Origin of the sequence: Kocuria turfanensis (assembly GCF_001580365.1) — a bacterium.
Lineage (GTDB): Bacteria > Actinomycetota > Actinomycetes > Actinomycetales > Micrococcaceae > Kocuria > Kocuria turfanensis.
Window position 1 is genome coordinate 3592521 of the sequence record NZ_CP014480.1, and the last position, 24954, is coordinate 3617474.

Consider the following 24954-nt stretch of genomic DNA (forward strand, 5'->3'; position numbering starts at 1 on the left):
GTGCCCGCCCGGCCCGCCCTGCAGCCCGGCGAGCGGGTGCTCGTCGCCACCCGGGCCCACGGCGCGCGGCTGCTGCGCCCCTTCCTCGTGCTGCTGCTCGTCGTCTTCGCGCTCTCGCTGGCGCAGCGGGCGCTCGAGCTGCGCTGGCGCCCCGTGGCGGAGCCGTGGATCACGGTGCACGCCGCCCTGGACCTCGTCCTGCTGGTGGCCGCGGCCGCCGGGCTGCTGCGCTGGTGCCTGCGCCCGCTGCTGCGCTGGTGGCGCACGCGCTACGTGCTCACCACCCGGCATCTGGTGCTGGTGCGCCCGGGCGGACCGCGGCGGGACGTGGCCCTGCCGCTGGAGCAGCTGCGCCGGGCGGCCGTGGAGCGGCCCCGGGGCCCGTCGCTGGGCCGGCGCGACGGGCGCGTCGTGGCCGACTTCGGTCCCCTGGGCGGGCTGCGCCTGGAGCACGCCCCGGAGGCCGACCGGCTGGCCGAGCTGATCCGGCGGGCCGCGGACGACCAGCGCGCGGGCGGATCCGGCGGGGGCGCGGGGGACCGGCGTCCCACTAGAGTGGGGCAGGACGAGGTCGTGGCACCACGCCCGGGCCCGTCCGTCCTTTCGCGCCGGCCGTGGGGCCGGCGGACCGTCCCCCAGGAACAGGAGTGACGCGTGGCCAATGAGGACCCGGAGGACCGGGGCGAGCCGGCGCTCGGCCCCCAGACCGAGCAGCTGAACCTCAACCTGCACAACCCGGTGCAGGCCAACCTCTACCGCTCGGACGAGTCCAAGGCGGCCGTCCAGGCCCTGGAGCGCACCCTCCTGGGCTCCGAGCGCGTCCTGCGCCGCCGCGAGGCCGCGCGCCGGGGCGGGCTGTCCCTGCTGTCCTCGCGCAAGGTGTGGCGGGCCCTGGGCTTCCCGAACCTCACCGACGACGACGTGTGGTTCACCGAGCAGGACTCCGAGGCGCTGCGGGTGCTCTCCACCATGGTGCTCGAGGAGAAGGTCACCGAGGAGGCGGCCCTGTCCCTGGTGCGCTCGATCGGGCAGATGACCGACCGCATGGTGGTGTGGCAGGTCGAGGCCCTGGTCGAGGACATGGTGGTGCACGGCGGCATGACCGACGCCGCCGCGCGCCGGCAGCTGCTGCACCTGCTCCCGGACCTGATCGACGCGATCGAGAACCTGCTCGTCTACTCGTGGCGGCGCCAGATGAACGCCGCCGTGCAGCGGCTGGCGATGCGCGTGGAGCGCCCGGACGGCTCCACCGCCACCGGTGCGGTCGACGAGGACGGGCCCTCCTCCATCCTCCCGCTCGCCCGTGGGGTCGGCTTCGCCGACCTCGTCTCCTACACCTCCCTGTCCCGGCAGATGAACGAGCGCACCCTGGCCAACCTCGTGCAGCGCTTCGAGCAGCGCTGCGCCGAGGTGATCGCCGTGGGCGGGGGCCGGCTGATCAAGACCATCGGGGACGAGGTCATGTTCCTGGCCGAGACCCCGCAGGGCGGAGCACAGATCTCCCTGGCCCTCTCGCGCGCCATCCGCGACGACCCCGAGCTCCCGCAGGCGCGGGTGGCCTTCGTCTGGGGCCGGGTGCTGCCGCGGCTGGGCGACATCTACGGACCCACGGTGAACCTGGCCTCCCGGCTCGTGGCCCTCACCGAGCCGGGCTCCGTGCTCGTGGACGCCTCGACCGCCGCCGTGCTCTCCGGCGACGACCGGTTCATCCTCCTCCCGCAGTCCACGCGCAACGTCCGGGGCTTCGGCGACGTCCAGCCCGTCGCGCTCGCCCAGGGCGCCGGCCCCGGGCTGGAGGTCGACTTCGAATGAGCGCACCCCTCGTCATCCGGGCCGGGGCGGCCACCGACCGCGGTCTGCGCCGGGAGTCCAACGAGGACGCCCTGGTGGTCACCGCCACGATGTGCGCCGTGGCGGACGGGATGGGCGGGCACGAGGCCGGTGAGGTCGCGAGCGCCCTGTGCGTGCGCACGCTCGGGGCGTCCCCGCTGTTCCGGCTGGAGGACTTCCGGGAGCTCGAGGTGTCGGAGCCGGACCCGCCCCTGGACATCGCCCGGTTCCGCGCCACCGTGGAGCGGGAGCTGCGGCTGGACCCGGAGATCCCCGACGACGCGATCGAGGCCGTGCGGCGGGTGCGCTCGGTGCTGTGGCAGGCGGACCAGCACATCCAGAGCGCGTGCGAGGGCCGGGCCGGGACCACGGTGACCGGGGTGTGGCTGGCGCAGCTGGACGGGCGGATGTTCTGGATCGTCTTCAACACGGGCGACTCCCGCACCTACCGGCTCCTGCCGCCCCCGGACGGGACCGGCCAGGGCGACGGCACCCCCGGGCTGGCGCAGCTCACCGTGGACCACTCCGAGGTGCAGTACCTGGTCTCGATCGGCCAGCTGACCTCCGCCCAGGCGCTGGTGCACCCGCGGCGCAACGTGATCACCCGCGCCCTGGGCACCGGCCAGGTGTGGGAGCCGGACGTGTGGGTGCTGCCCGCCCAGCCGGGGGAGCGGCTGATGCTGTGCTCGGACGGGCTGACCAACGAGCTCAGCCCCGCCCACATGGCCCGGGTGCTGGGCTCGGTGCCGCACCCCAAGGAGGCCGCCGACGTGCTGCTGCAGGCCGCGCTGCGGACCGGCGGGCGGGACAACGTCACCGTCATCGTCGCCGACGCGGTGTCCCCGGAGGAGTACGCCGCCTGGGTCTGAGCGCCGCCGACCGCTGAGCGGCCGCGGGCACCGTGCCCCCGGAACGTCCCGGGCACCTGCCCGGCCGGTCTCCGGCGCATCCCCGGCGCATCCCCGGAAGTGGGGGCGATCACGAACCGTCACACCGGGCCACCCGGCCGGGAACACTCTTTACATTGGGGAACATGGTCGTCTCCCGCCGTTCCCTCGTCCGCTCCGGGGCGCTGCTGGCCGTCTCCGGGGCGCTGGGGGGCGCGCTGGTCCGGCCGGGGGCGCAGGGTCCCGGCTTCGTGCTCTGGGGCTCGTCCTCGGCCGCCAGCGCGCTCCACCGCGAGCACCCGCCCGGCTACGGGCCGGTGCGGATCGACGCGCTCCTGTCGCGCCTGCTGGGCGTGCCCGGGACCTGCCGGGCGGTGGGCGGGGACGAGTCCTGGCACACCCTGGCGATGCGCAGCTACGACCACCCCTACCGCCCGGACCTCAGCGCCGAGGGCTGGCGGCTGCCGGTCCAGGGGCAGCTGATCGTCCCCACCGCGGACGGGCGGGGGCCCCGGGGAGCGCCCCCGCTGCCCGGCACCGTCGACGGGGTGGCCTGCTCGATCCGGGCCGTGCCGGGCCGGGAGGGCTCGGTGGTCCTGCGGCGGCACGTGCCCGGGCCCGCCGTCGAGCTCGGTCCCGGCCCCCGCAGCTGGTGGCACACCGACCTGGAGAACCGCCACCGCGGACAGGTGCACCTCTTCTGGACGGGCAAGAACAACATCGAGGACCCCGGACGGGTGCTCGCCGACACCCGGGCGGCCTGGGCGGTGGAGCCGGCGCAGTCGGTGGTGATGGGCCACTGGCACACCTGGCGGGACCGCCGCGGCACGGCCGGCTGGGAGCAGGTGCGCACCGTCAACGCCGCCTACCGGGCGGAGTACGGCCCGGCCTACCACGACACGATGACGGACCTGCGCGACCCGCGGCTGTGGGCGCTGCCCGCGCTGCGCCCCTACCGGATCGGCGAGTCGCCGGAGGACCGGCGGTGGCTGGCCCTGGGCCTGCCGCCGTGCTCGGTGGTCGCCGGCGACCGGAAGCACCTCAACGCCCTGGGCAACACGCTCGTGGCCCACGGCCTGCACCGCCACCTCACCGGAGCGGCGGGACTGTTCTGAGCCACCGATCCGCGCCACCCTTCCGGGTCCCTGTTCCGGGCCTCTGCGCCGGGCCGCCGTTCCCGAACCGTGACGCAGGACCCCTTGCCCGCCGGGGAGACCCGGCCTAACCTACAACCAAATGGTTGTAGAACATGAGCTGACGGACGACGAGGTCGACCGCCTCTTCCAGGCCCTGGCGGATGCCACCCGGCGGGACATCGTGACGCGGGTGCTGCGGCAGGAGCAGTCGGTCTCCGCGCTGGCGGGGCACTACGCGATGAGCTTCGCCGCGGTGCAGAAGCACGTGGCGGTGCTCGAGAGGGCCTCGCTGGTCACCAAGCAGCGGCGCGGCCGCGAGCAGGTGGTGCACGCCGCGCCGGACACCCTCCGCCGGGCGGCCCGGCTGCTGGAGTCCTACGAGGAGCTCTGGCGCGGGCGCGCACGCCGCATCGACGACCTCCTCGCCGAGGAGGTGCCCCCCGGGGACCGGGGGGCCGAGTAGGAAGGAACCAGGACATGCCGGTCATCGACGTGCACAAGGACGTGGAGGCGCTGGCCCTCACCTTCGTGGCCGAGTTCGACGCGAGTGTCGAGCAGGTCTGGCAGGTGTGGGAGGACCCGCGCCGGCTGGAGCGCTGGTGGGGGCCGCCCGAGTGGCCCGCCACCTTCGTCGAGCACGAGCTGCGGGAGGGCGGGCGGTGCCGGTACTACATGACCGGCCCCGACGGGGAGAAGGCCGCCGGCTGGTGGACGGTCACCGCCGTGGACGCCCCGCGGCGGCTCGAGTTCGACGACGGCTTCGCCGACGAGCACGGCGAGCCCGACCCGGCCCTGGGTGCCACCCATGCGGTCGTCACGCTCGAGGACGTCGGCGGACGCACCCGCATGACCACGCGCTCCACCTTCGAGAGCGCCGGGCAGCTCGAGCAGATGCTCGCCATGGGCATGGAGGAGGGCATGCGCCAGGCCATGGGCCAGATCGACGGCCTCCTCGCCGGGGCGGCGCGGAGCGGCAGCGACGCGACCCGCCGCTGAGCTCCGTCGCCGGGACCCGGGCGCCCGGCTCAGGCCTGCTGCGGCACCTCGGCGGCGGACTCAGGACCCCCGGCCGCCGGCACGTCCGCCGGGGACCGGTCCTCCGGGACCGGGGGCGCCTCGTCCTCGGCGGGCCCGGCGCCCGCGGCCCGCTTCGCCGCGACCTTCCGCGGCTTGAGCTCGAGCCGGCGCTCGTGCTTGCGCTCGGTCCGCCGCTCCGCCTGCTTCTCGGCGCGGCGCTCCTTCCGCCGCTCGTCCTTGGCCTCCTCCGCCGTCTTCTCGCCGGCGGCCCCGGCCCCGGTGGTGACGGCCTCCCGGCGCGGGGCCCGCTCCTTGACCGGGGCGTCGCCCGAGGCGCGCAGCCGGCGGTAGTGCTCGGCGGCCTCCTCCTGGCGCCGTGCCTCGATGCCCGTGGCGATCTCGGCCCGCAGGTGCTCCGGAGCGAGCTCGAACGCCGCCACGAGGTCGAGCGCGTGGGGGCGCAGCCGGGCCAGCAGGCGGTCGATGTACTCGTCGAGGCTGCGCCCGCGCCGCATGGACAGCCGGCCGTAGGAGAGGTACCAGGCGAGGTTCTTCTCGATCAGACGCAGCCCGAACACGTCGCGCAGCCAGGTCAGCACCGTGCGGGTGCCCGGGTCCTCGACCTGGGCCAGCCCCCGGGTGAACGCCTCCCACTGCAGCAGCTCCGCGTGCGCCCGGGCCGTGGCGATGATCCGGTGCTGGTTCTCGTTGAACAGCGCCGCGGCCTCCGCGCGGGGCAGCTTGGCGCTGGGCCGCAGGTTCTCCGCGATCTCGGCGACCATGGTCTCCACCCGGTCCGTCAGCAGCGCGTGCTGGGCCGACTCCTCGCGCAGGGCGTTGACAGAGCGGCGCACGTCCCCGGTGTCGCGGAACGCCTGCCCCAGCTTGCGCAGGCCCGAGCGGTGGAAGGTGGCCTCGGTGGCCCGGCCCGCCACGTAGCGGGCCATCACCCCCACGTCCACCTGCTTGAACTCGTCCGCCCAGTCGGAGAGCAGCCGCTTGGCCACGAGCTGGAGCAGCACCGTGTTGTCGCCCTCGAACGTGGCGTAGATGTCGAGGTCGTGCCGCAGGGACGTCAGGCGGTTCTTCGTCAGGAAGCCCGCCCCGCCGCAGGCCTCGCGGCACTCCTGCACGGTCTCGAGGGCGCTCCACGTGGACAGCGCCTTGAGCGCCGCGGCGAGGGTCTCGAGGTCCTGGCGGTTCTCGTCGGTGTCCTCCCGCCCGGAGAACACGGCGTCGTACTTGTCCAGCAGCTCCTGGTGGGCGAAGTTCATGGCGTAGGTCTCGGCGAGGCGGGGCAGCAGCCGGCGCTGGTGCTGCTGGTAGTCCAGCAGCACCTCCTCCTGGACGTCGGAGGAGGCGTTGAACTGCCGCCGCTCGCTGCCGTAGCGCACCGCGATGGTCAGCGCGGCCTTGTTGGCCAGCACCGCGGCTCCGTCGAGGGAGACCCGGCCCTGCACCAGGGTGCCGATCATCGTGAAGAACCGGCGCCCCGGGCTCGCGATCGGCGAGCTGTAGGAGCCGTCGGCGGCCACGTGGCCGTACTTGTCGAGCAGGTGGGTGCGCGGGACCCGGACCCGGGTGAAGTGCAGCCGGCCGTTGTCGATGCCGTTGAGCCCGCCCTTGTGGCCGTCGTCCTCGCCGCCGACGCCCGGCAGGAACCGGCCGTCCTCGTCGCGGATGTCCACGTAGAAGGCGTGCACCCCGTGGTTGACGCCCAGCGTCACCAGCTGCGCGAACACCACGGCGGCACGCCCGTGCACCGCGGCGTTGCCGAGGTAGTCCTTCCACGCGGCCGCGAAGGGCGTGTGGATCTCGAACTCCTCGGTGGCGGGGTCGTAGGTCGCGGTGGTGCCGATCGAGGCGACGTCGGAGCCGTGGCCGATCTCGGTCATGGCGAAGACCCCCGGGGTCCGCAGGTCGCGGATGTCCGCCAGCCACCGGCGGTGGTGCTCCTCGGTGCCCAGGTTCAGCACGGCGGAGCCGAACAGGCCCCACTGCACCCCGGCCTTGATCTGCATGGACGGGTCGCCGAGCAGAAGCTCCTCGAAGCCGGAGACGTTGCCGCCGGGGTCGTTGTGCCCGCCGTACTCCTCCGGCAGCCCGCGGCTCATGGCGCCGTGCTCGACCAGCAGGTGCAGCTGGCCCAGCACGCGCTCGCGGTGCTCCTGGTAGGTGAGGTTCTCCTGCTGGTGCAGCCGCTCGTCCAGCAGCATCCGGCGGGTCTGCCGCCGGATGTCGGCCCAGCGCCCGAGCAGGACCTCGCCCAGGGCGGCGACGTCCACGGCGGGTGCCGGGTGATCGGTGCGGTCGGTGTCGGCGGGTCGGTCGACGGTGGTGGTCATGCTCGCTCCTGTCGTGGGTGACCGGCGGTGGCCGGTGCGGTCACGGGGTGGTGGGGCCGGCCGGGGTCCGCCCGGCCCGGGACGGTGGTCAGGTGGAGGGCGGCACGGGGGCCCCCGGCGGGCGCAGGCCGTTGACGGCCCAGCCCACGATCAGCTCGGTCATCCGCTCGCGGGACGGGCGCCCCGTCCCGGCGGGGGTGCTCATCCAGGCCTCCCCGGCGCCGCGGACCATGCCGATCGTGGACGCCGCCCAGTAGCCGAGCACCGGTTCGGCCAGGCGCCGGTCGGCGGGGGAGTGGCGCACGTGCGCCTGCGCCAGCAGGGCGGTGACGGACTCCACGAACTCCTGGATGACGTAGCGCTCCCCGGCCGCCTCGGCCGGGGTCTCCTCCGTGCCGGGGCGCTCGCCGCGGGCCCGGTCGCCGCGGCCGCGCTCGGCGCGGTGGCGCTCGTGGCGGGAGCGTCCGGTGTCGGGGGGCAGGGCGACGACGAAGCGGTAGACGGCGGCGGAGCGCTCGATGCTGAGCAGGTACTCCGCGACCATCGCCTCGACCGTGTCCTCGAAGCTGCCGGCCGCGCGGGCCGCCTCCTCGAGCCGGTCCCGCATCCGGGTCACCGTGTACTCGCCGACGGCCCGCTGCAGCCCGGCCTTGTCCCCGAAGTACCGGTAGTACACGGACTTGGAGGTCTTGCACGCGGACGCGATCTCCTCCATGGAGGCCTGCGCACCGAGCTCGTCCACGGCGCTGCGGGCCGTGCGGATCAGCTCGATCCGCCGCTGGGCGCGGTGCCGGGCCCAGCGGGAGGAGCGGCCGTCCACGGCCGGGGCCGGCCCCGGGGCGGGACCCTCCGGGGCCGGTTCGGGTGTGTCGAGGTGTTTCACGATACCCAGGGTATCAGGTAATATCGTCCATGACGTGATCATCATCACACCACCACCGAGGAGTTCCCTGTGACCGAGTCCACCCCCGAGCAGACCGCCGACCCCACCGCCGAGCACACCACCCCCAGCGGCGCCGGGCGCACCGGCGTGGCCCGGCGCGCCGTCGTCGTCGGGGCCAACCGCATCCCCTTCGCCCGCGCCCACGGCGCCTACGCCAGCGCCGGCAACCAGGACATGCTCACCGCCGCCCTCGACGGCCTGGCCGCCCGCTACGGCCTGGCCGGGGAGCGGATCGGCGAGGTGGCCGCCGGCGCCGTGCTCAAGCACCCCAAGGACTTCAACCTCACGCGCGAGTCCGTGCTCGGCTCCGTCCTGGACCCGCGCACCCCCGCCTTCGACGTGCAGCAGGCCTGTGCCACCGGCATGGAGGCCGTCTCCACCCTGGCCAACAAGATCCGGCTGGGCCAGATCGACTCCGCGGTCGCCGGAGGCGTGGACTCCGCCTCGGACGCCCCGATCGTGGTGAGCGAGTGGCTGCGCCGGACCCTGCTCCAGCTCAACCGGGCGAAGACCACCCAGCAGAAGCTCAAGGCCCTGGCCGCACTGCGCCCGGCCGACCTCAAGCCGGTGGCCCCCGGCACCGGGGAGCCGCGCACGGGCCTGTCCATGGGCGAGCACCAGGCGCTCACCACCGCTCGCTGGGGCATCTCCCGCGAGGCCCAGGACGAGCTCGCCGCCGCGAGCCACCGCCACCTCGCCGCCGCCTACGACCGCGGGTTCTTCGACGACCTCGTCACCCCCTTCCGGGGGCTGTCCCGGGACAACAACCTGCGCCCGGACAGCACGGTCGAGAAGCTCGCCGGGCTCAAGCCCGTCTTCGGGAAGTCCCTCGACGCCGAGGCGACGATGACGGCCGGCAACTCCACCCCGCTCACCGACGGCGCCTCCACCGTGCTGCTCGCCTCCGAGGAGTGGGCGGCCGAGCGCTCCCTGCCCGTGCTCGCCGACATCGTGGACGTCGAGGCCGCCGCGGTCGACTTCGTGCACGGGGACGAGGGGCTGCTCATGGCCGGCGCCTACGCCGTGCCCCGGCTGCTGGCCCGCCAGGGCCTGGCCCTGGCCGACTTCGATTTCGTGGAGGTCCACGAGGCCTTCGCCGCCACCGTGCTCGCCACCCTCGCGGCGTGGGAGGACGAGCAGTTCGGCCGCGAGCGCCTCGGCCTGGCCGGCGCCTTCGGCACCGTGGACCGCAGCCGGCTCAACGTCACCGGCTCGTCGCTGGCCGCCGGGCACCCCTTCGCCGCGACCGGCGGGCGCATCGTGGGCACCCTCGCCAAGCTGCTGCGCGAGCGCGCCGACGAGACCGGGCGCCCGGCGCGCGGGCTCATCTCGGTGTGCGCCGCCGGCGGTCTGGGCGTCACCGCGGTCCTCGAAGCCCGCTGACTCACTCCCTCCACCGACCCGCACAGCAAGGACCCACCCCATGGCAGACACCTATCTCGACCTCGTCAGCTCCGCCCCCGGCGGGAAGCTCGCCCGGCAGCTCGGCCTGCCGGCCCCGGCCCGGCTGCGCCGGCACCGGCCCGGCGCCCCGCTGGTCCCGGGCCCCGTCCTCGTGCTGGGCCGCGGGGAGGAGGCCGACCGGATCGCGGCCGCCCTGCTCGGCTGGGACCTCGACGTGCGCCGCCACCCCGAGGACGTCCACCGGTTCGGGGCGGTCGTGCTCGCTCTGACCGAGCTCGCGGAGCCGGGGGAGCTGGCCGAGCCGGCCCTCGGACTCGGCGCGGTGCTGCGCTCCCTCGCCCCCGGCGGGCGCGTGGTCACGGTGTCCCGGCCCGCACCGGGGATCGGCACGGGCGCGGCCTCGGCCACCCCGGCGGCGGCCGAGCCGATCGCCCCGGCCGTGGCCGCGGCCCGGCAGGCGGTGGTGGGCCTGCTGCGCTCCGTGGCCCAGGAGCTGCGCGGCGGGGCGACCGCCAACGGCGTGCTGCTCGCGGAGGGCGTGGCCCCGGAGGCCCCGAGCGCGCTGGGGGCCCTGCGGTTCCTGCTCTCCGGGCGCAGCGCCTTCGTGTCCGGACAGTTCGTGACGGTCGGCGACGACGCCGGGCGGCTCCCGGCCGACTGGGAGGCCCCGCTGCGGGGCAAGGTGGCCGCCGTCACCGGCGCGGCGCGGGGCATCGGCGCCCAGATCGCCCGCACGCTCACCGAGGCCGGGGCCCGCGTCGTCGTCGTCGACGTCCCGGCCGCCGGCGAGCCCCTGGCCGCCCTGGCCAACGAGCTGCGCGCCGTGGCCCTCCAGCTCGACGTCACGGATCCGCGCGCCGGGGAGCGGATCCTCGGGCTCGCCCGGGAGCGCTTCGGGCGGCTGGACGTGGTGGTGCACAACGCCGGGATCACCCGGGACAAGCTGCTGGCCAACATGGACGCGTCCCGCTGGTCCTCGGTGCTGGCCGTCAACCTCGAGTCCCAGCTGCGGATGAACGAGCAGCTCCTGGCCGGCGAGGGGCTCGGGGAGGCCCCGCGGATCGTCTGCCTGGCCTCCACCAGCGGGGTGGCCGGCAACCGCGGACAGACCAACTACGCCGCCTCCAAGGCCGGGGTGATCGGGATGGTCGCGGCCACGGCACCGCTGCTCGCCGCCCGCGGCGGCACCGTCAACGCCGTGGCCCCCGGGTTCATCGAGACGGAGATGACCGCCCGGATCCCCGCCGCCCGCCGGCAGGTCGCCCGCCGGCTGAACTCCCTGCAGCAGGGCGGGCTGCCGGAGGACGTCGCCCAGGCCGTGCTCTTCCTCGCCTCGGACGCCGCCGGCGGGGTCAACGGCCAGACGCTGCGGGTGTGCGGGCAGAACCTGGTGGGGGCGTGAGCATGGACGGCGCGGCGCGCGAGCAGGTGGTCCTCACCGACGTCCCCTCCCTCGGCGGGCTCTACGCGCGCGCCGCCGCCGGTGCGGCCGCCGGGGCCGCCGGCCGCACCCTGACCCGCCGGCTCCCGGGCCGGCCCGGGCGCCGGAGCGGGGTCGAGCCGGTGCTGCCCGCGGTGGAGCACGTCGTCGAGGGCGTGGCCGTCGACGCCCCCGCGCACGAGGCGTTCTCCCGCACGGTCGGGGCGCCCCTGCGGGAGGGGGCCCGCGGGACGGAGGCCTTCTCCGGCTACCTGCACGCCCTGGCGTTCCCCGTGGCGATGAGCGTGCTCACCCGCGGCGACTTCCCGCTGCCGGTGCTGGGCATGGTGCACCTGGCCAACGAGGTGGAGCACCGCGGTGCCGTCACGGTGGGGGAGGACCTCACGGTCACGGCGCACGCCGAGCGGCTGCGCCCGCACCGGGCCGGGGCGCAGGTCGACCTCGTCGTCCGGCTGGCCCGGGAGGACGGCGAGCTCGTCTGGACGGGCCGCTCCACCTACCTCGCCAAGGGGGCGCGGGTGCCGGGGCCGGTCGAGGACGGGCCGCGCCGGGAGTTCGTGCCCCCGGCGCCGACCGGGCGCTGGCGGCTGCCGGCCCGGACGGGACGGGACTACGCGGCCGTGAGCGGGGACTGGAACCCCATCCACCTCTCCGGGCCCTCCGCGCGGGCGCTGGGGATGAAGGGGGCGATCGCGCACGGGATGTACTGCGCCTCCCGCGCGCTGGCCGAGGTCGGGGTGCCGGCCGGGACGGGCTTCCGCTGGACGGTCGAGTTCGCCGCCCCGGTCCTGCTCCCGGGCACGGTGGCGGTCGCGGTCGGCGACGCCGGGCGCGGCCCGCAGTGGCGGCGCTCGGACTACGCCGGCTGGGACCCCCGCCGCGGCCGCCCGCACTTCACGGGGGCGGTCGAGCGGCTCGGACCGTGACGGCCCGCCCACTGAGTCCCCAGGGCCCGCCCCTGCCCACGCCCCGGGTCTCGGAGCAGCAGTGGCGGGACGCCTGCTTCGTGCACTGGCGCACCGATCCGGCCCTGGTGGCCCCGCTGCTGCCGCGCGGGGTCCGGCCGGACCTGTACGACGGCTCCACCTGGGTGGGCCTGATCCCGTTCCGGATGGAGGGGGCGGGGCTGCTCGGCCGCGGCGGCGTCCCGTGGCTGGGCAGCTTCCTCGAGCTCAACGTCCGCACCTACTCCGTGGACGAGCAGGGCCGCCGCGGCGTGGTGTTCCTCACCCTCGAGGCCGAACGCGCGGCGGTCGTGCTGGGTGCCCGGGCTCTGCTGCGGGTGCCCTACCGCTGGGCCCGGATGCGCTGCGCCCGGGAGCGGGACGGCGCCGGCCGCACCGTGCTGGAGTACCGCAGCCGGCGCCGCGGCCTGCCCGGGCGCCCCCGGCCGGCGAGCCGACTGCGGGTGGCCGTGGGGGAGCGGATCGAGCGCCCCGGCCCGCTCGAGGTGTTCCTCACCGCCCGCTTCGGCCTGCACACCCCGTGGTGGGGCCGCCCCCTGTGGGTGCCCAACACGCACGGGCCGTGGCCGCTGCACCGGGGCGGGCTCCTGGCGCTGGAGGACGACCTGGTGCGGGCCACGGGTCTCGGGCAGCTCGCCGCCCGCCCCCCGGACAGCGTCCTGTGCTCCCCGGGCGTGCGCACCGGCTTCGGGCTCCCGCTGCGCCTGGACGACCCGCGCTGACCCGGCCTCGCGCCGGGCCGGCGCCGCCGGGCCGGCACTCCCGTGGCGCACCGGCACCGCCGCGCCGCGCCGGGCCTGTCCGGCCCGTGGGCCACAATGGTCGGGTGAGCCCACAGCAGAGGACAGACGCCCGCCCCGTCGACGCCACCGGCCAGGACCTCAACCCGGCCCCGCCGAGCGAGGACCTCAAGGAGCAGTACGCGGAGCTCGTGGACCGGGTGCGCGCCGCGCGCACCGCGTACTACGTGGAGGACGCCCCGACGATCTCGGACGCCGAGTACGACGAGCTCTACCGGCGGCTCGAGGAGGTCGAGGCGCTGAACCCCGAGCTGGTGGCCAACGACTCGCCCACCCAGGAGGTCGGCGGTGAGGTCTCCGCGGCGTTCACGCCCGTGACCCACCTCGCCCGGATGTACTCCCTGGAGGACGTCTTCTCCATCGACGAGCTCACGGCCTGGATGGCCAAGACCTCCGCCGCGATCGAGGCGCTGCCGGACGCCCCGGAGCCCGCGTGGCTGACGGAGCTGAAGATCGACGGGCTGGCCGTGAACCTGCTCTACCGCGACGGCGAGCTGGTGCGGGCCGCGACCCGCGGCGACGGCACGACCGGGGAGGACGTCACGCACAACGTGCGCACCATCGCCACGATCCCCACCATCCTCGCCGGGGACGACGTCCCCGAGGAGGTCGAGATCCGCGGCGAGGTCTTCATCTCCTCCCGCGACTTCCGCTCCCTCAACGAGGCGATCGTGGCCGAGGGCCGCGCCCCCTTCGCCAACCCCCGCAACGCGGCGGCGGGCTCCCTGCGGCAGAAGGACCCCGAGGTCACCGCCCGGCGCCGGCTGTCCATGTACGTGCACGGCGTGGGCGCCGCCACCGGCCTGCGCGCCGACACCCAGTCCGAGGTCTACGCGCTGCTCGAGCGGTGGGGGCTGCCGGTCAGCCCCTACTCCAAGGTGCTGCCGTCCACGGAGGACGTCCTCGCGTTCATCGAGGAGTACGGCCGCCGCCGCCACGACCTCCTCCACGAGATCGACGGCATCGTGGTCAAGGTCGACGACCGCCGCACCCAGTTCCGGCTCGGGCACACCTCCCGGGTGCCGCGCTGGTCCGTGGCCTACAAGTACCCGCCCGAGGAGGTGCACACGAAGCTCAAGGACATCCTGGTCAACGTGGGCCGCACCGGCCGGGTCACCCCCTTCGGGCTCATGGAGCCGGTGCGGGTCGCCGGGTCCACGGTGGAGATGGCCACCCTGCACAACCAGGACGTGGTGAAGGCCAAGGGCGTGCTCATCGGCGACACCGTGGTGCTGCGCAAGGCCGGCGACGTGATCCCCGAGATCGTGGGCCCCGTGGTCGCCCTGCGCGACGGCAGCGAGCGCGAGTTCGTGATGCCCAGCCACTGCCCGTCCTGCGGCACGGAGCTGCGCCCGGCCAAGGAGGGCGACGTCGACATCCGCTGCCCCAACGCCCGCAGCTGCCCGGCCCAGCTGCGCGAGCGGGTCTTCCACGCCGCCGGGCGCGGCGCCTTCGACATCGAGGCCCTCGGCTACGAGTCCGCCCTGGCGCTGACCCGGCCCGACGAGCCGGAGACCCCGCCGCTGACCAGCGAGGCCCACCTGTTCGACCTCACGCCCGAGGACCTGCGCGACGTCCGGATCCGGCGGGAGAAGAAGTCCCGCGGCACCGCCACGGGCGAGACGGAGCTGGTGCCGTACTTCTGGTCCAAGGGCACCGCCAAGAAGCCGTCCGAGCCCACCGCCACCACCCGCAAGCTCTTCGAGGAGCTCGAGAAGGCGAAGTCCCAGCCGCTGTGGCGGGTGCTCGTGGCGCTGTCCGTCCGGCACGTGGGCCCCACGGCGGCCCGCTCCCTGGCCACCGCGTTCGGCTCGATGCAGGCCATCCGCGACGCCGACGAGGAGACCCTCGCCCACACCGACGGGGTGGGGCCGGTCATCGCCGCGTCCGTCAAGGAGTGGTTCGCCGAGCCGTGGCGGTGCGAGATCGTGGAGCAGTGGGCGGCCGCCGGCGTGCGCATGGTGGACGAGGTCGACGAGTCGGTGCCCCGCACCCTCGAGGGCACCACGGTGGTCATCACCGGCACCCTGGAGCGCTTCAGCCGGGACTCGGCGAAGGAGGCGGTCCTGGTGCGCGGCGGCAAGGCCTCCGGGTCGGTGTCGAAGAAGACCGACTTCGTGGTGGCCGGGGAGAACGCGGGCACCAAGCTGGACAAGGCCGAGCAGCTGGGCGTGCCGGTGCTGGACGAGGAGGGCTTCGAGCGCCTCCTCGCCGGCGGGCCGGACGCCGTGGCCCCCGGCGGCGCGGACGAGGACGCGGACGGGGACGCCGGCGAGACCGCGCCCGGCCCGGGCGCGGCGGACGAGAGCACGGCGCACGAGAGCACGGCGCACGAGAGCACGGCACACGACAGCCCGGCGGACATCGCCGACGACGAGGACGGGGCCTGAGCATGGGACGCCACGACGACGCACTGGACGGGCTCGGCCCCACCGGCGGGGAACTGGAGGAGCTGCTCGAGCTGGCCCTGGCGGCCGCCGAGGCCGGCGCCGAGGTCCTCCGGGGCCGGGACGCCGCACGGCTCGAGGTCACCGGCAAGTCGGGGGCGGGGGACTGGGTCACCCGCTTCGACGTCGCGGCCGAGCAGGCGGTGCTGCGCACCCTGCTGGGCCGTCGCCCGCACGACACGGTGACCGGCGAGGAGTCGGGCACGCACCGGCCCGATCAGCCCTCCGGGATCCGCTGGTCGGTGGACCCGCTCGACGGCACGACGAACTTCATCCGCGGCATCGTGTACTACTGCACGTCCGTGGCCGCCGCCGACGCCGAGGGCAACTGGCTCGTGGGCGTGGTCAATGCGCCGGCCCTGCGCCGGACCTACTTCGCGGTGCGGGGCGCCGGGGCGTGGCTGGAGACGGACGGCACCACGCGCCGTCTCAGCGGGCCCGAACCCGGCCGGCCGGGGCGCATCTACGGGACCGGCTTCTCCTACGACGCCGCCCAGCGCGAACGCCAGTTCCATACTTTCTTGAGCACAATGCGGCAGTACACGGACATGCGGCGTCTGGGTTCCGCGGCGCTGGACCTGTGCATGGTGGCCGACGGCACGCTGGACGGCTACGGGGAGCAGGGCCTGCACGAGCACGACTGGGCCGCCGGCGCGCTCATCGCCGAGGAGGCCGGAGCGCTCGTCCGGCGCCCGGTGCTGCCCTCCCCGGCCGACGGCCCGGTGCCGGCCGCGGACCGTCTCGCGGCCTGGATCACCGCACGTGAGCGCGGCATTCCCGGCTGAGACAGGCCGACCCGGCCTCCGGGGGCCGGGTGTGAGATGCCTCTCGTGACTTGACCGAGACAAAACCGTTGCCATAGCGTGACATTCGAAGCATTCTTCCCGAGGGCATGCCCTCCGCTTCCGGAGCACGGCTCCGAACCGTCGGGTTCCATCACGGCCCGACACCCCCGCGCCGACGGACGGTGTTATACCTCACGTCGAGGGTCAGGGGGGTAGCGCAACGGAAATCGTTACGCTACCGTGATAAACAGCTTCCCCGAGGATCTCCTCCGGGGATCCGGTGTGCCCCGAGTCTGCCTCGAGCACGCCACCAACTCATGCTAGGTGCTGCCGTAACACCGCACGTCGTCTGAAGGGCAGCCACCTGTAAGCACTTACCCGACCACACCTTTGACGGGTAGACGACGGCGCGAAGACATCCGGGGACGGAAACGAGCGCAGGTGGCCCAAGGGAGCATCATGACCAACGCCAACGCTGTTCGTCGCAACGTCCGTCGCGGTGCCGCCGCCCTGATCCTCGGCGGGACCGCCGTGGGCGCCATGGCCCTCCCGGCCAACGCCGCCCCGGCCTCGACCTGGGACGCCCTCGCCGAGTGCGAGTCCGGTGGCAACTGGAACACCGCCACGGGCAACGGCTTCTCCGGTGGCCTGCAGTTCACCCCGTCGACCTGGGCCGCCTTCGGCGGCACCGGCGCCCCGCAGGACGCCTCCCGTGAGCAGCAGATCGCCGTGGCCGAGAACGTGCTCGACGGCCAGGGCTGGGGCGCATGGCCCGCCTGCTCGGCCAAGCTGGGCCTGAGCGGCAGCGCCGCCCCCTCCGCCAACCCGATGGGCTCCGCCACCACCGTGGCCCCCCAGTCCGTCGAGGCCCCGGCCCCGGTCGAGGCCGCCCCGGCCCCGGTCGCCGCTCCGGCTCCCGCCCCGGTCGAGGCCGCCCCCGCGCCGGCCCCGGCTCCCGCCCCCGCGGTCGAGTACGTCGCCCCGGCCGCCGCCGTGGCCCCGGCCTCCGTGGCCGGCGAGTCCTACACCGTGGCCGCCGGTGACACCCTCTCGATCATCGCCCAGAAGCTGGGCATCGACGGTGGCTGGGAGGCGCTGGCCGCCGCCAACGCCGGCAGCATCGCCGACCCGAACCTGATCTTCCCCGGTCAGGTGCTGAACATCCCCGCCTGATCCCTCCCGGGACCGGCACCGCGCGGCCTCGCCGCGCAGCAGCACGAGACGAAGGGCCCCTCCGCGTGCGGAGGGGCCCTTCGTCGCGTGGGCGGCCGGTCGCGACCGGCCGGGCGCGGCCCGAGGCGCTCAGAGCCACAGCCAGGGCTCGGCGGGCTCCGCCGCCACGTCCCCGAAGCTCACCGAGCGCTCGGCCCCCTTCACGCGGTACGGCTGGATGATGCGCAGGGACTCGCCCTCGCGGTGCTGGACCTCCACGGCCACCGCGGTCTGGCCCGAGCGGTCCGGCAGGGTCACCGGGAACGCCACGCCGGCGCAGAGGATCTCGTCCCGCAGCTGCTCGGCCTTGTCCCGCAGCGCCTGCAGCGCCGCCTCGGGGGAGAGCTCCGCCACCTGCTCCGGCGGCAGGGCGTCGAGCTCGTACTCGCCGTCCTTGCGGGCGGTCACCAGGAAGGCCGGAAAGGCCCCGTGCTGCCCCAGCTGCTGCTCGGCCACGGCCTGCACGTGCGCCATGACCGTGTCGATCGTCTCGGCGGCGTCCTTGCTGACCCGCTGGCGCCAGGCGTTGGCGGCGTCCGTGGCCGAGGCCGAGCGCGTGGTCCTCCCGGGCCGGGCGCCGGCGGGGCGGTCCTTCTTGGCGCCACGGGCCTTCTTCGTGCGGGCGGGGGTGCTCTTGGCCATGTCCGGGTGCTCCTGTGTGGTGGGTGGGCGTGCCTCCAGGGTATGCCCCCGCACCGGCGCCTCCGTCCGCGCGGGCGGTGGGGCCCGCGCGGCTAGACTGGACCGGAAACCACCCCGACCACAAGGAGGAGTGCGCATGTCTGCGATCACCCGCGAGCAGGTCGCCCACCTGGCGAAGCTCGCGCACATCGAGATGACCGAGGAGGAGCTGCGGTCCATGGCCACGGAGCTGGACCTCGTCGTCGACTCGGTCGCGTCCGTCAGCGAGGCCGCCGGCCCGGACGTCCCCGCCACGAGCCACCCGATCCCGCTGCAGAACGTCTTCCGGGAGGACGTCGTGGGCGAGACCCTCACCGCCGAGGAGTCGCTCAGCAACGCCCCCGACGCCGCCGAGGGCAAGTTCAAGGTGCCCGCGATCCTGGACGAGGAGTAGCCGCATGACGACCACCGGTACCCCCCAGGGCGTCGCCGGCCTCTCGGCCGCCGAGCTCGCCCAGCAGCTCGCCGCCGGCGAGGTCAGCTCCGTGGAGGCCGTCCAGGCGCACCTGGACCGCATCCGGGACACCGACGGCGCCCCCGTCGACCCCGCCGACCGCAGCCGCGGCAAGAGCGGGCTCAACGCTTTCCTGCACGTGAACACCGAGGAGGCCCTGTCCGTGGCCGCCGAGGTGGACGCCGCCCGCGCCCGCGGCGAGGAGCTGCCCGAGCTGGCCGGCGTGCCGATCGCGGTCAAGGACCTCATCGTCACCAAGGGCCAGCCCACCACCGCGGCCTCCCGGATGCTCGAGGGCTGGATGAGCCCCTACGACGCCACCGTGACCCGCCGGCTGCGCGCGGCGCGGATGCCCGTGCTCGGCAAGACGAACCTGGACGAGTTCGCGATGGGCTCCTCCAACGAGCACTCCGCGTTCGGCGACACCCGCAACCCGTGGGACCTCGCCCGGATCCCCGGGGGCTCCGGCGGCGGTTCCGCCGCGGCCGTCACCGCCTTCCAGGCGCCCCTGGCCCTGGGCACCGACACCGGCGGGTCCATCCGCCAGCCGGCGGCCCTGACCGGCTCGGTGGGCGTGAAGCCGACCTACGGCGGGGTCTCCCGCTACGGCGTGATCGCCATGGCCTCCTCCCTGGACCAGGTGGGCCCGGTCGCCCGCACGGTGCTCGACGCCGCGCTGCTGCACGAGGTGGTGGGCGGGCACGACCCGCAGGACTCCACCTCGCTGCCGGGCCCGGTCGGGCCCCTCGCCGCCCAGGCCCGGGCCGGCGCCGCCGAGGGCGGGCTGAAGGGCCTGCGCGTGGGCGTGGTCCGGGAGCTCACGGGCGAGGGCTTCCAGCCCGGGGTCCAGCAGCGCTTCGGCGAGGCCGTGGAGCTGCTGCGCTCGGCCGGCGCCGAGATCGTGGAGGTCTCCACCCCGAACTTCCGCTACGCCCTGGGGGCCTACTACCTGATCATGTCCTCGGAGGTCTCCTCGAACCTCGCCAAGTACGACGGCGTGCGCTTCGGCCACCGCGTGCTGCCCGAGGACGGGCCGCTGACCATCGAGCGGGTGATGGGCGCCACCCGGGCGGCCGGCTTCGGCGCGGAGGTCAAGCGGCGCATCATCCTGGGCACCTACGCCCTGTCCGCCGGCTACTACGACGCCTACTACGGCTCGGCGCAGAAGGTCCGCACCCTGGTGCAGCGCGACTTCGCCGCCGCCTTCGAGCAGGTGGACGTGCTCGTCTCCCCGACGGCGCCGACCACGGCCTTCGAGCGCGGCGCCGTGGACGAGTCCGCGGACCCCATGCAGATGTACCTCAACGACATCGCGACCATCCCCACCAACCTGGCCGGCGTGCCCGCGATCTCCGTTCCCGGCGGTCTCGCCCCCGAGGACGGGCTGCCCGTGGGCATCCAGTTCATGGCCCCGGCCCGGGAGGACGCCCGGCTCTACCGCGCCGGCGCCGGCCTGGAGGCCCTGCTCGCCGACCGCTGGGGCGGGCCCCTGTGGAAGGACCTGCCGGACACCGCCGCGCTGGTCCGGGACCTGGCCGCCGAGTCCACCCTGTCCGCACCCGTCCGGGGAGGAGCCCGCTGATGACCCAGACCACCGAAGAGGTCCTGTCCTTCGACGAGGCCATGGAGAAGTACGACCCCGTCCTCGGCTTCGAGGTCCACGTGGAGCTGAACACGCGGACCAAGATGTTCGACGCCGCCCCCAACGTCTTCGGCGACGAGCCGAACACCAACGTCACCCCCGTCTCCCTAGGCCTGCCCGGGGTGCTGCCGGTGGTCAACCGGGTGGCCGTGGAGTCGGCGATCAAGCTCGGCCTGGCCCTGGGCTGCGAGATCCGCCCGGTGTCCCACTTCGCCCGGAAGAACTACTTCTACCCGGACACCCCGAAGAACTTCCAGACCTCCCAGTACGACGAGCCGATCGCCGAGAACGGCTCCGTCGACGTGGAGCTGGAGGACGGGACGGTGTTCACCGTCGAGATCGAGCGCGCCCACATGGAGGAGGACGCCGGCAAGCTCACCCACATGGGCGGGGCCGCCGGCCGCATCCAGGGCGCCGACTTCTCCCTGGTGGACTACAACCGCGCCGGGGTGCCGCTGATCGAGATCGTGACCAAGCCGATCGTGGGCGCCGGTTCCCGGGCCCCCGAGCTGGCGCGCGCCTACGTGACCGTCATCCGCGAGATCGTCAAGAACCTCGGCATCTCGGACGCCCGGATGGAGCGCGGCAACGTCCGGTGCGACGCCAACGTGTCCCTCATGCCCAAGGGCGCGTCCACATTCGGCACCCGCTCCGAGACGAAGAACGTGAACTCCCTGCGCGCGGTCGAGCGCGCCGTGCGCTTCGAGATCCAGCGGCACGCCGCCGTCCTCGACGCCGGCGGGACGATCGTGCAGGAGACCCGCCACTGGCACGAGGACACCCGCTCCACCACCAGCGGGCGGCCGAAGTCCGACGCCGACGACTACCGCTACTTCCCCGAGCCGGACCTCGTGCCGGTCGTGACGGACGAGGCGTGGATCGAGCGGCTGCGGGCGGAGCTGCCCGAGCCCCCGGCCGAGCGCCGCAAGCGGCTGAAGGCCGCCTGGGGGTTCTCGGACGAGGAGTTCCGCGACGTCGTCAACGCGGGGGTCCTCGACGAGATCGAGCAGACCGTCGCGGCCGGGGCGGCCCCGGCCGCGGCCCGCAAGTGGTGGATGGGCGAGATCGCCCGCCTGGCCAAGCAGCGGGAGGTCGAGATCGCGGAGCTGGGCGTCACCCCGCAGCACGTCGTCGAGCTCGACGGGCTCATCGGCGCCGGCAAGATCAACGACAAGCTGGCCAAGAAGGTCCTCGCCCACGTCCTGGAGGGGGAGGGCTCCCCGGCCGAGGTCGTCGAGCAGCGCGGTCTGGCGGTCGTCTCCGACGACAGCGTCCTCACCGCGGCGATCGACGACGCCATGGCGCAGATGCCCGACGTCGTCGCGAAGGTCCGGGCCGGCAAGGTGCAGGCCGTGGGCGCGCTCATCGGCCCGGTCATGAAGGCCACCCGCGGCCCCTCGGCCTTTCCGCCCGGAGTCGCCCCTCGGCCGGCTCCGCGGGGAGGAGCACGGTCACCGGGCGGCGTGCGAGCATGGGCGGATGGACCCCGTGCAGGACGTGCTCATCATCGGCGGCGGCATCGCCGGACTCTCCCTGGCCTCCGCCCTGGCCGACCGGCGGGGCAGCGGCACCGGGATCGTGCTCGCCGAGGCCGAGCCGGCCCTGGCCCACCACACCTCCGGGCGCTCGGCCGAGCAGCTCATCCCCAGCTACGGTCCCGCACCGGTGCGGGAGCTCACCGCCGCCACCGTGGCCGGGCTGCTGGAACCGCGCCCCGCCCCGCCCCGGCCCTTGGCCTGGCCCAGCAGCATGGTGCTCGTGGGCACCGCGGCCGGGCTGCGCGCGGAGGCCGCCCCGGGTCTGCAGGAGCTCTCCCGCCCGGCCCTGGTGGAGCTGTGCCCCGAACTGGCCTGCTCCCCGCCGGAGGAGGTGGCGGGCGGGCTGCTCGACGACACCTCGGTGCGCACCGACGCCGGCGCCCTCGTGGCCTGGCACCGGGCGCGCGCGGCGGCGGCCGGGGTGCGGATCCTCACCGCGGCCCCGGTCACGGCGGCCGCACCCGACGGCGAGGGCTGGCGCGCCGCGGCCGGTGCGCAGCAGGTCCGCGCCCGCCGCGTCGTCGTGGCCGCGGGCGCCTGGGCGGACGAGGTGGCGGGCCGGTTCGGCGCCGCCCCGCTCGGGCTGCGCCCGCTGCGGCGCACCGCGGCCCTCGTCCGTCTCGCCAGGCCCCTGGCCCCGGACCACCCCATGGTCGTCGCCGCGGACTCCGGCTGGTACTACCGGCGGGCCGGGGACGGGGCCCTGGTCTCCCCGTCCGAGGCGGTGCCGAGCGAGCCCTGCGACGCGCAGCCGGTGCGCGAGGACGTCGAGGACCTCGTGGCCCGGCTCAACGCCGTGACGTCCCTGGGCGCCACCGGGATCGAGCGGGCCTGGACCGGGCTGCGCACCGAGTCCCCGGACGGCGTGCCGGTGTGCGGGTTCGACCCGGAGGTGCCGGGGCTGCTCTGGCTGGCCGGCCAGTCCGGCTACGGCTTCCAGACGAGCACGGCCATGGCCCGCGCCGCCGCGGACCTGCTCGTGGACGGCGCGGTGGGCCCGTGGTGCTCCCGGGAGACCGCCGCCGCGCTCGACCCGGTGCGCTTCCGCAGCCAGCACCCGGCCTCCTGACCCCGGCCCCTCGGGCGGCACGCTCCGCGGGCCCGAGGGGCGCGGAGCGTGCCGCCCGGGGGCGCGGGCAGCCGGCTCCCGCGCCGTCGGCTCAGGCGCCGGCCAGCCCCATCCGGTCGAGCACCCAGGCGTACTCCCAGGCGGTGTCCTTCCACTGCGAGTACCGCCCGGACGCGCCGCCGTGGCCGCCGGCCATCTCGCAGCGCAGCAGCACGGGCTGGCCGGAGGTCGTGGCCTCCCGCAGCGCGGCGACCCACTTGGCCGGCTCCACGTAGAGCACCCGGGTGTCGTTGAGGCTGGTCACGGCCAGCACCGGGGGATAGGGCAGCGGGCGGACGTTCTCGTAGGGGGAGTAGTCGCGCATGTACCGGTAGACGTGCGAGTCCTCGATCGGGTTGCCCCACTCCTCCCACTCCAGGGCCGTGAGCGGCAACGAGGGGTCGAGGATGGAGGTCAGCGGGTCCACGAACGGCACCGCCGCCAGCGCGCCGCAGTACTTCTCGGGGGCCAGGTTGAGCACCGCGCCCACGAGCAGGCCGCCGGCGGACCCGCCCATCACCAGGATCCGCCGCTCGTCGAGGTCCGGGCGGGCCGCCAGGTGCTCGGTCACCGCCACGTAGTCGGTGAAGGTGTTGACCTTGTGCAGCTTCTTGCCCTCCTCGTACCAGGACCGGCCCAGCTCGCCGCCGCCGCGCACGTGGGCGACCGCCCAGACCACGCCGCGGTCCAGCAGGGACAGCCGGGAGACGGAGAATCCCGGGTCGGTGCTGTGCTCGTAGGAGCCGTAGGCGTACTGGACCACCGGTGCCGGCACCGCGGGGTCCAGGTCCGCCCGGCGGACCAGGGAGACGGGGATCCGGGTGCCGTCCGCGGCGACGGCCCAGTCCCGCTCCACCGTGTAGTCGGCCGGGTCGTACCCGCCGAGCACCGTGGTCTCCCGGCGCAGCACGGGCTCGGCGGGCAGGGCGTCGTCGTCGCCGGTGGCGCCGGCGGGGAAGACGTCGTAGACGCGCGGGGGCGTGGTGAAGGAGGTGTAGGACAGCCGCAGCACCGGGGCGTCGTGCTCGGCGGCGGCCACCCCGGCGGTGTAGAGCTGCTCCGCGAAGGCCGGCTCCACGGCCGCCGCCTGGGCGTCCGTGCCGAGGCCCGCCAGAGGGAGCAGCCGCACCCGCAGCGTGGTCTCCGCCCGCACGGAGACCACCAGGTGGGTGGCCGTGACCGCGCAGCCGTTGACCCGCACGGTGTCCGAGGCCGGGACGACGTCGCGCAGGTCCACCTCCGCGATCGGGCGGCCGAGGTCGGCCGGGTCCATCAGCGAGACCCGGGAGTTCGGGGCCTCGTGGTCGTGGGTCAGCAGGATCTGCTCGCGGCCGTCCAGCAGGAACGGCTCGGCCTCGTAGAGGACCCGGTCGGTGCGCGGCAGCACCACCTGCAGCGGGGCCTGCGGATCCGCCGCCGGCTGGATCAGCTGCTCGGAGAACTCCGAGCACATGGCCTCCACCACGATCCAGCGCCGGTCCGCGGACAGCCCCGCGCCCAGCCACAGGCCCGGGTCGGTCTCCTCGTGGACCACCACGTCCTCGGCCACCGGGGTGCCCAGGACGTGGCGGCGCAGCTGGTGGGGCCGCCAGGACTCGTCCACCACGGTGTAGTAGACCGCGCGGGCGTCGGGGGTGAGGAAGGACCCGTAGAAGGTCCCGGGGATCTCGTCGGCGAGCAGCGCCCCGGTGGTGAGGTCGCGCACGCGCAGGGTGAACCGCTCGTCCCCGGTGACGTCCTCGGCCCAGGCCAGCAGCTCCCCGTCCTCGGAGACGTCGAAGCTGCCGAGGGAGTAGAACTCGTGCTTCGCGGACTCGGCGTTGGCGTCGAGCAGCACCTGCTCGCCGGCCATGGGGGTCCCGGGCTCGACGACGGGCGGGGTCCAGTCCGCGAGGACGTCCCCGGTGGTCGTGGCCGGCACCCGGCAGAACACCTGGTGCGCGCCGCCCTCCACCGTGCGGGAGAAGTACCACCAGTCCCCGCGCCGGTTCGGCACCGACAGGTCGGTCTCCTGGGTGCGGCCCTTGATCTCCCCGAAGATCGACTCCCGCAGCCCGGCCAGGTGGGCCGTGCGGGCCTCCGCGTACTCGTTCTCCGCGGTGAGGTGGGCGAGCACCTCCGGGGACTCCTTCGCCCGCATCCACTCGTAGGGATCGGAGAACAGGTGGCCGTGGAAGCTGCGCTCGGCGGGCTGCCGGCGGATCTGCGGGGGAAGAGCTGTCATGGTGCCCATCCTAGGGAAGGCGCGCCGCCCGCCGCTGGCCGGACCGGGCGCGCGGCGCCGACGGGCGGGCCCGGCGGCCCGCCCGGGCGGTGCCA

General features: G+C 75.0%; 20 protein-coding genes and 1 pseudogene. 17 read left to right on the forward strand and 4 right to left on the reverse strand.

Features of this window, described 5'->3' with window-relative positions; translation table 11 throughout:
• From AYX06_RS16345 to AYX06_RS16370, 6 genes are all read left to right on the forward strand, one after another.
• On the forward strand, positions 1-651 hold the full coding sequence (locus tag AYX06_RS16345; protein ID WP_062736671.1) for a hypothetical protein: 651 nt from the start codon (positions 1-3) through the stop codon (positions 649-651).
• 3 nt (positions 652-654) lie between these two features.
• Positions 655-1812, forward strand: coding sequence for an adenylate/guanylate cyclase domain-containing protein (locus AYX06_RS16350; RefSeq protein ID WP_062736672.1), 1158 nt, complete (start codon positions 655-657; stop codon positions 1810-1812).
• The gene (locus AYX06_RS16355) at positions 1809-2699 is read left to right on the forward strand and encodes a PP2C family protein-serine/threonine phosphatase (protein ID WP_062736673.1); all 891 of its coding nucleotides are present in this window, start codon (positions 1809-1811) and stop codon (positions 2697-2699) included. The genes AYX06_RS16350 and AYX06_RS16355 overlap by 4 nt, the downstream gene beginning before the upstream one ends.
• A gap of 164 nt (positions 2700-2863) precedes the next feature.
• Complete coding sequence (locus AYX06_RS16360; protein ID WP_062736674.1) at positions 2864-3832, forward strand: hypothetical protein; 969 nt, start codon at positions 2864-2866, stop codon at positions 3830-3832.
• 121 nt (positions 3833-3953) lie between these two features.
• Positions 3954-4316, forward strand: a complete 363-nt coding sequence (locus AYX06_RS16365) for an ArsR/SmtB family transcription factor (RefSeq protein ID WP_062736675.1) — start codon at positions 3954-3956, stop codon at positions 4314-4316.
• A gap of 14 nt (positions 4317-4330) precedes the next feature.
• On the forward strand, positions 4331-4849 hold the full coding sequence (locus tag AYX06_RS16370; protein WP_062736676.1) for an SRPBCC family protein: 519 nt from the start codon (positions 4331-4333) through the stop codon (positions 4847-4849).
• A 29-nt stretch (positions 4850-4878) separates the two neighbouring features.
• On the opposite strand, the gene AYX06_RS16375 is transcribed toward AYX06_RS16370, so the two are convergent.
• Together AYX06_RS16375 and AYX06_RS16380 are read right to left on the reverse strand one after the other, a co-directional pair.
• Positions 4879-7215 (reverse strand): acyl-CoA dehydrogenase family protein, encoded by a 2337-nt coding sequence (locus AYX06_RS16375; RefSeq protein ID WP_062736677.1) that lies wholly within the window; start codon positions 7213-7215, stop codon positions 4879-4881.
• An 88-nt stretch (positions 7216-7303) separates the two neighbouring features.
• Complete coding sequence (locus tag AYX06_RS16380; protein ID WP_062736678.1) at positions 7304-8098, reverse strand: TetR/AcrR family transcriptional regulator; 795 nt, start codon at positions 8096-8098, stop codon at positions 7304-7306.
• Positions 8099-8167: 69 nt separating this feature from the next.
• Here AYX06_RS16380 and AYX06_RS16385 point away from each other — a divergent pair, with 69 nt between their 5' ends.
• The 7 genes from AYX06_RS16385 to AYX06_RS16415 all read left to right on the forward strand — a co-directional run bounded on the left by AYX06_RS16385 (position 8168) and on the right by AYX06_RS16415 (position 17173).
• Entirely contained in the window at positions 8168-9541 is a 1374-nt protein-coding gene (locus AYX06_RS16385; RefSeq protein WP_084271688.1) for an acetyl-CoA C-acetyltransferase, read from the forward strand.
• Positions 9542-9581: 40 nt separating this feature from the next.
• Positions 9582-10964 carry a 3-oxoacyl-ACP reductase gene (locus AYX06_RS16390; protein ID WP_062736679.1) on the forward strand — a complete coding sequence of 461 codons (1383 nt, stop codon included), beginning with the start codon at positions 9582-9584 and terminating at the stop codon, positions 10962-10964.
• 2 nt (positions 10965-10966) lie between these two features.
• A complete protein-coding gene (locus tag AYX06_RS16395; protein WP_062736680.1) occupies positions 10967-11929 on the forward strand; it encodes a MaoC/PaaZ C-terminal domain-containing protein in 963 nt (320 codons plus the stop codon).
• Positions 11926-12690 (forward strand): YqjF family protein, encoded by a 765-nt coding sequence (locus AYX06_RS16400; RefSeq protein ID WP_062736681.1) that lies wholly within the window; start codon positions 11926-11928, stop codon positions 12688-12690. Before AYX06_RS16395 ends, AYX06_RS16400 begins: the two co-directional genes overlap by 4 nt.
• Before the next feature lie 104 nt (positions 12691-12794).
• The gene (ligA, locus tag AYX06_RS16405) at positions 12795-15158 is read left to right on the forward strand and encodes an NAD-dependent DNA ligase LigA (protein ID WP_084271689.1); all 2364 of its coding nucleotides are present in this window, start codon (positions 12795-12797) and stop codon (positions 15156-15158) included.
• A gap of 2 nt (positions 15159-15160) precedes the next feature.
• Positions 15161-16000: an inositol monophosphatase family protein gene (locus tag AYX06_RS16410; protein WP_062736682.1), complete on the forward strand. Its 840-nt coding sequence runs from the start codon at positions 15161-15163 to the stop codon at positions 15998-16000.
• A 459-nt stretch (positions 16001-16459) separates the two neighbouring features.
• The gene (locus tag AYX06_RS16415) at positions 16460-17173 is read left to right on the forward strand and encodes a LysM peptidoglycan-binding domain-containing protein (RefSeq protein WP_062736683.1); all 714 of its coding nucleotides are present in this window, start codon (positions 16460-16462) and stop codon (positions 17171-17173) included.
• A gap of 129 nt (positions 17174-17302) precedes the next feature.
• Here the strand turns inward: AYX06_RS16415 and AYX06_RS16420 are convergent, their stop codons facing one another.
• On the reverse strand, positions 17303-17854 hold the full coding sequence (locus AYX06_RS16420; protein ID WP_062736684.1) for a hypothetical protein: 552 nt from the start codon (positions 17852-17854) through the stop codon (positions 17303-17305).
• Between the two features lie 136 nt (positions 17855-17990).
• On the opposite strand from AYX06_RS16420, the gene gatC reads away from it, so the two are divergent.
• The 4 genes and pseudogenes from gatC to AYX06_RS16445 all read left to right on the forward strand — a co-directional run bounded on the left by gatC (position 17991) and on the right by AYX06_RS16445 (position 22596).
• Entirely contained in the window at positions 17991-18287 is a 297-nt protein-coding gene (gatC, locus tag AYX06_RS16425; RefSeq protein WP_047803351.1) for an Asp-tRNA(Asn)/Glu-tRNA(Gln) amidotransferase subunit GatC, read from the forward strand.
• 4 nt (positions 18288-18291) lie between these two features.
• The gene (gene gatA / locus AYX06_RS16430; protein ID WP_062736685.1) at positions 18292-19929 is read left to right on the forward strand and encodes an Asp-tRNA(Asn)/Glu-tRNA(Gln) amidotransferase subunit GatA; all 1638 of its coding nucleotides are present in this window, start codon (positions 18292-18294) and stop codon (positions 19927-19929) included.
• Positions 19929-21383 (forward strand): annotated as a pseudogene (gene gatB, locus AYX06_RS19435) (Asp-tRNA(Asn)/Glu-tRNA(Gln) amidotransferase subunit GatB); the annotation flags it as partial. The gene gatA and the pseudogene gatB, both read left to right, overlap by 1 nt.
• 85 nt (positions 21384-21468) lie before the next feature.
• The gene (locus tag AYX06_RS16445) at positions 21469-22596 is read left to right on the forward strand and encodes an NAD(P)/FAD-dependent oxidoreductase (RefSeq protein WP_084271690.1); all 1128 of its coding nucleotides are present in this window, start codon (positions 21469-21471) and stop codon (positions 22594-22596) included.
• A gap of 91 nt (positions 22597-22687) precedes the next feature.
• Here the strand turns inward: AYX06_RS16445 and AYX06_RS16450 are convergent, their stop codons facing one another.
• The gene (locus tag AYX06_RS16450; protein ID WP_062736688.1) at positions 22688-24859 is read right to left on the reverse strand and encodes a S9 family peptidase; all 2172 of its coding nucleotides are present in this window, start codon (positions 24857-24859) and stop codon (positions 22688-22690) included.
• Positions 24860-24954 lie beyond the last annotated feature (95 nt).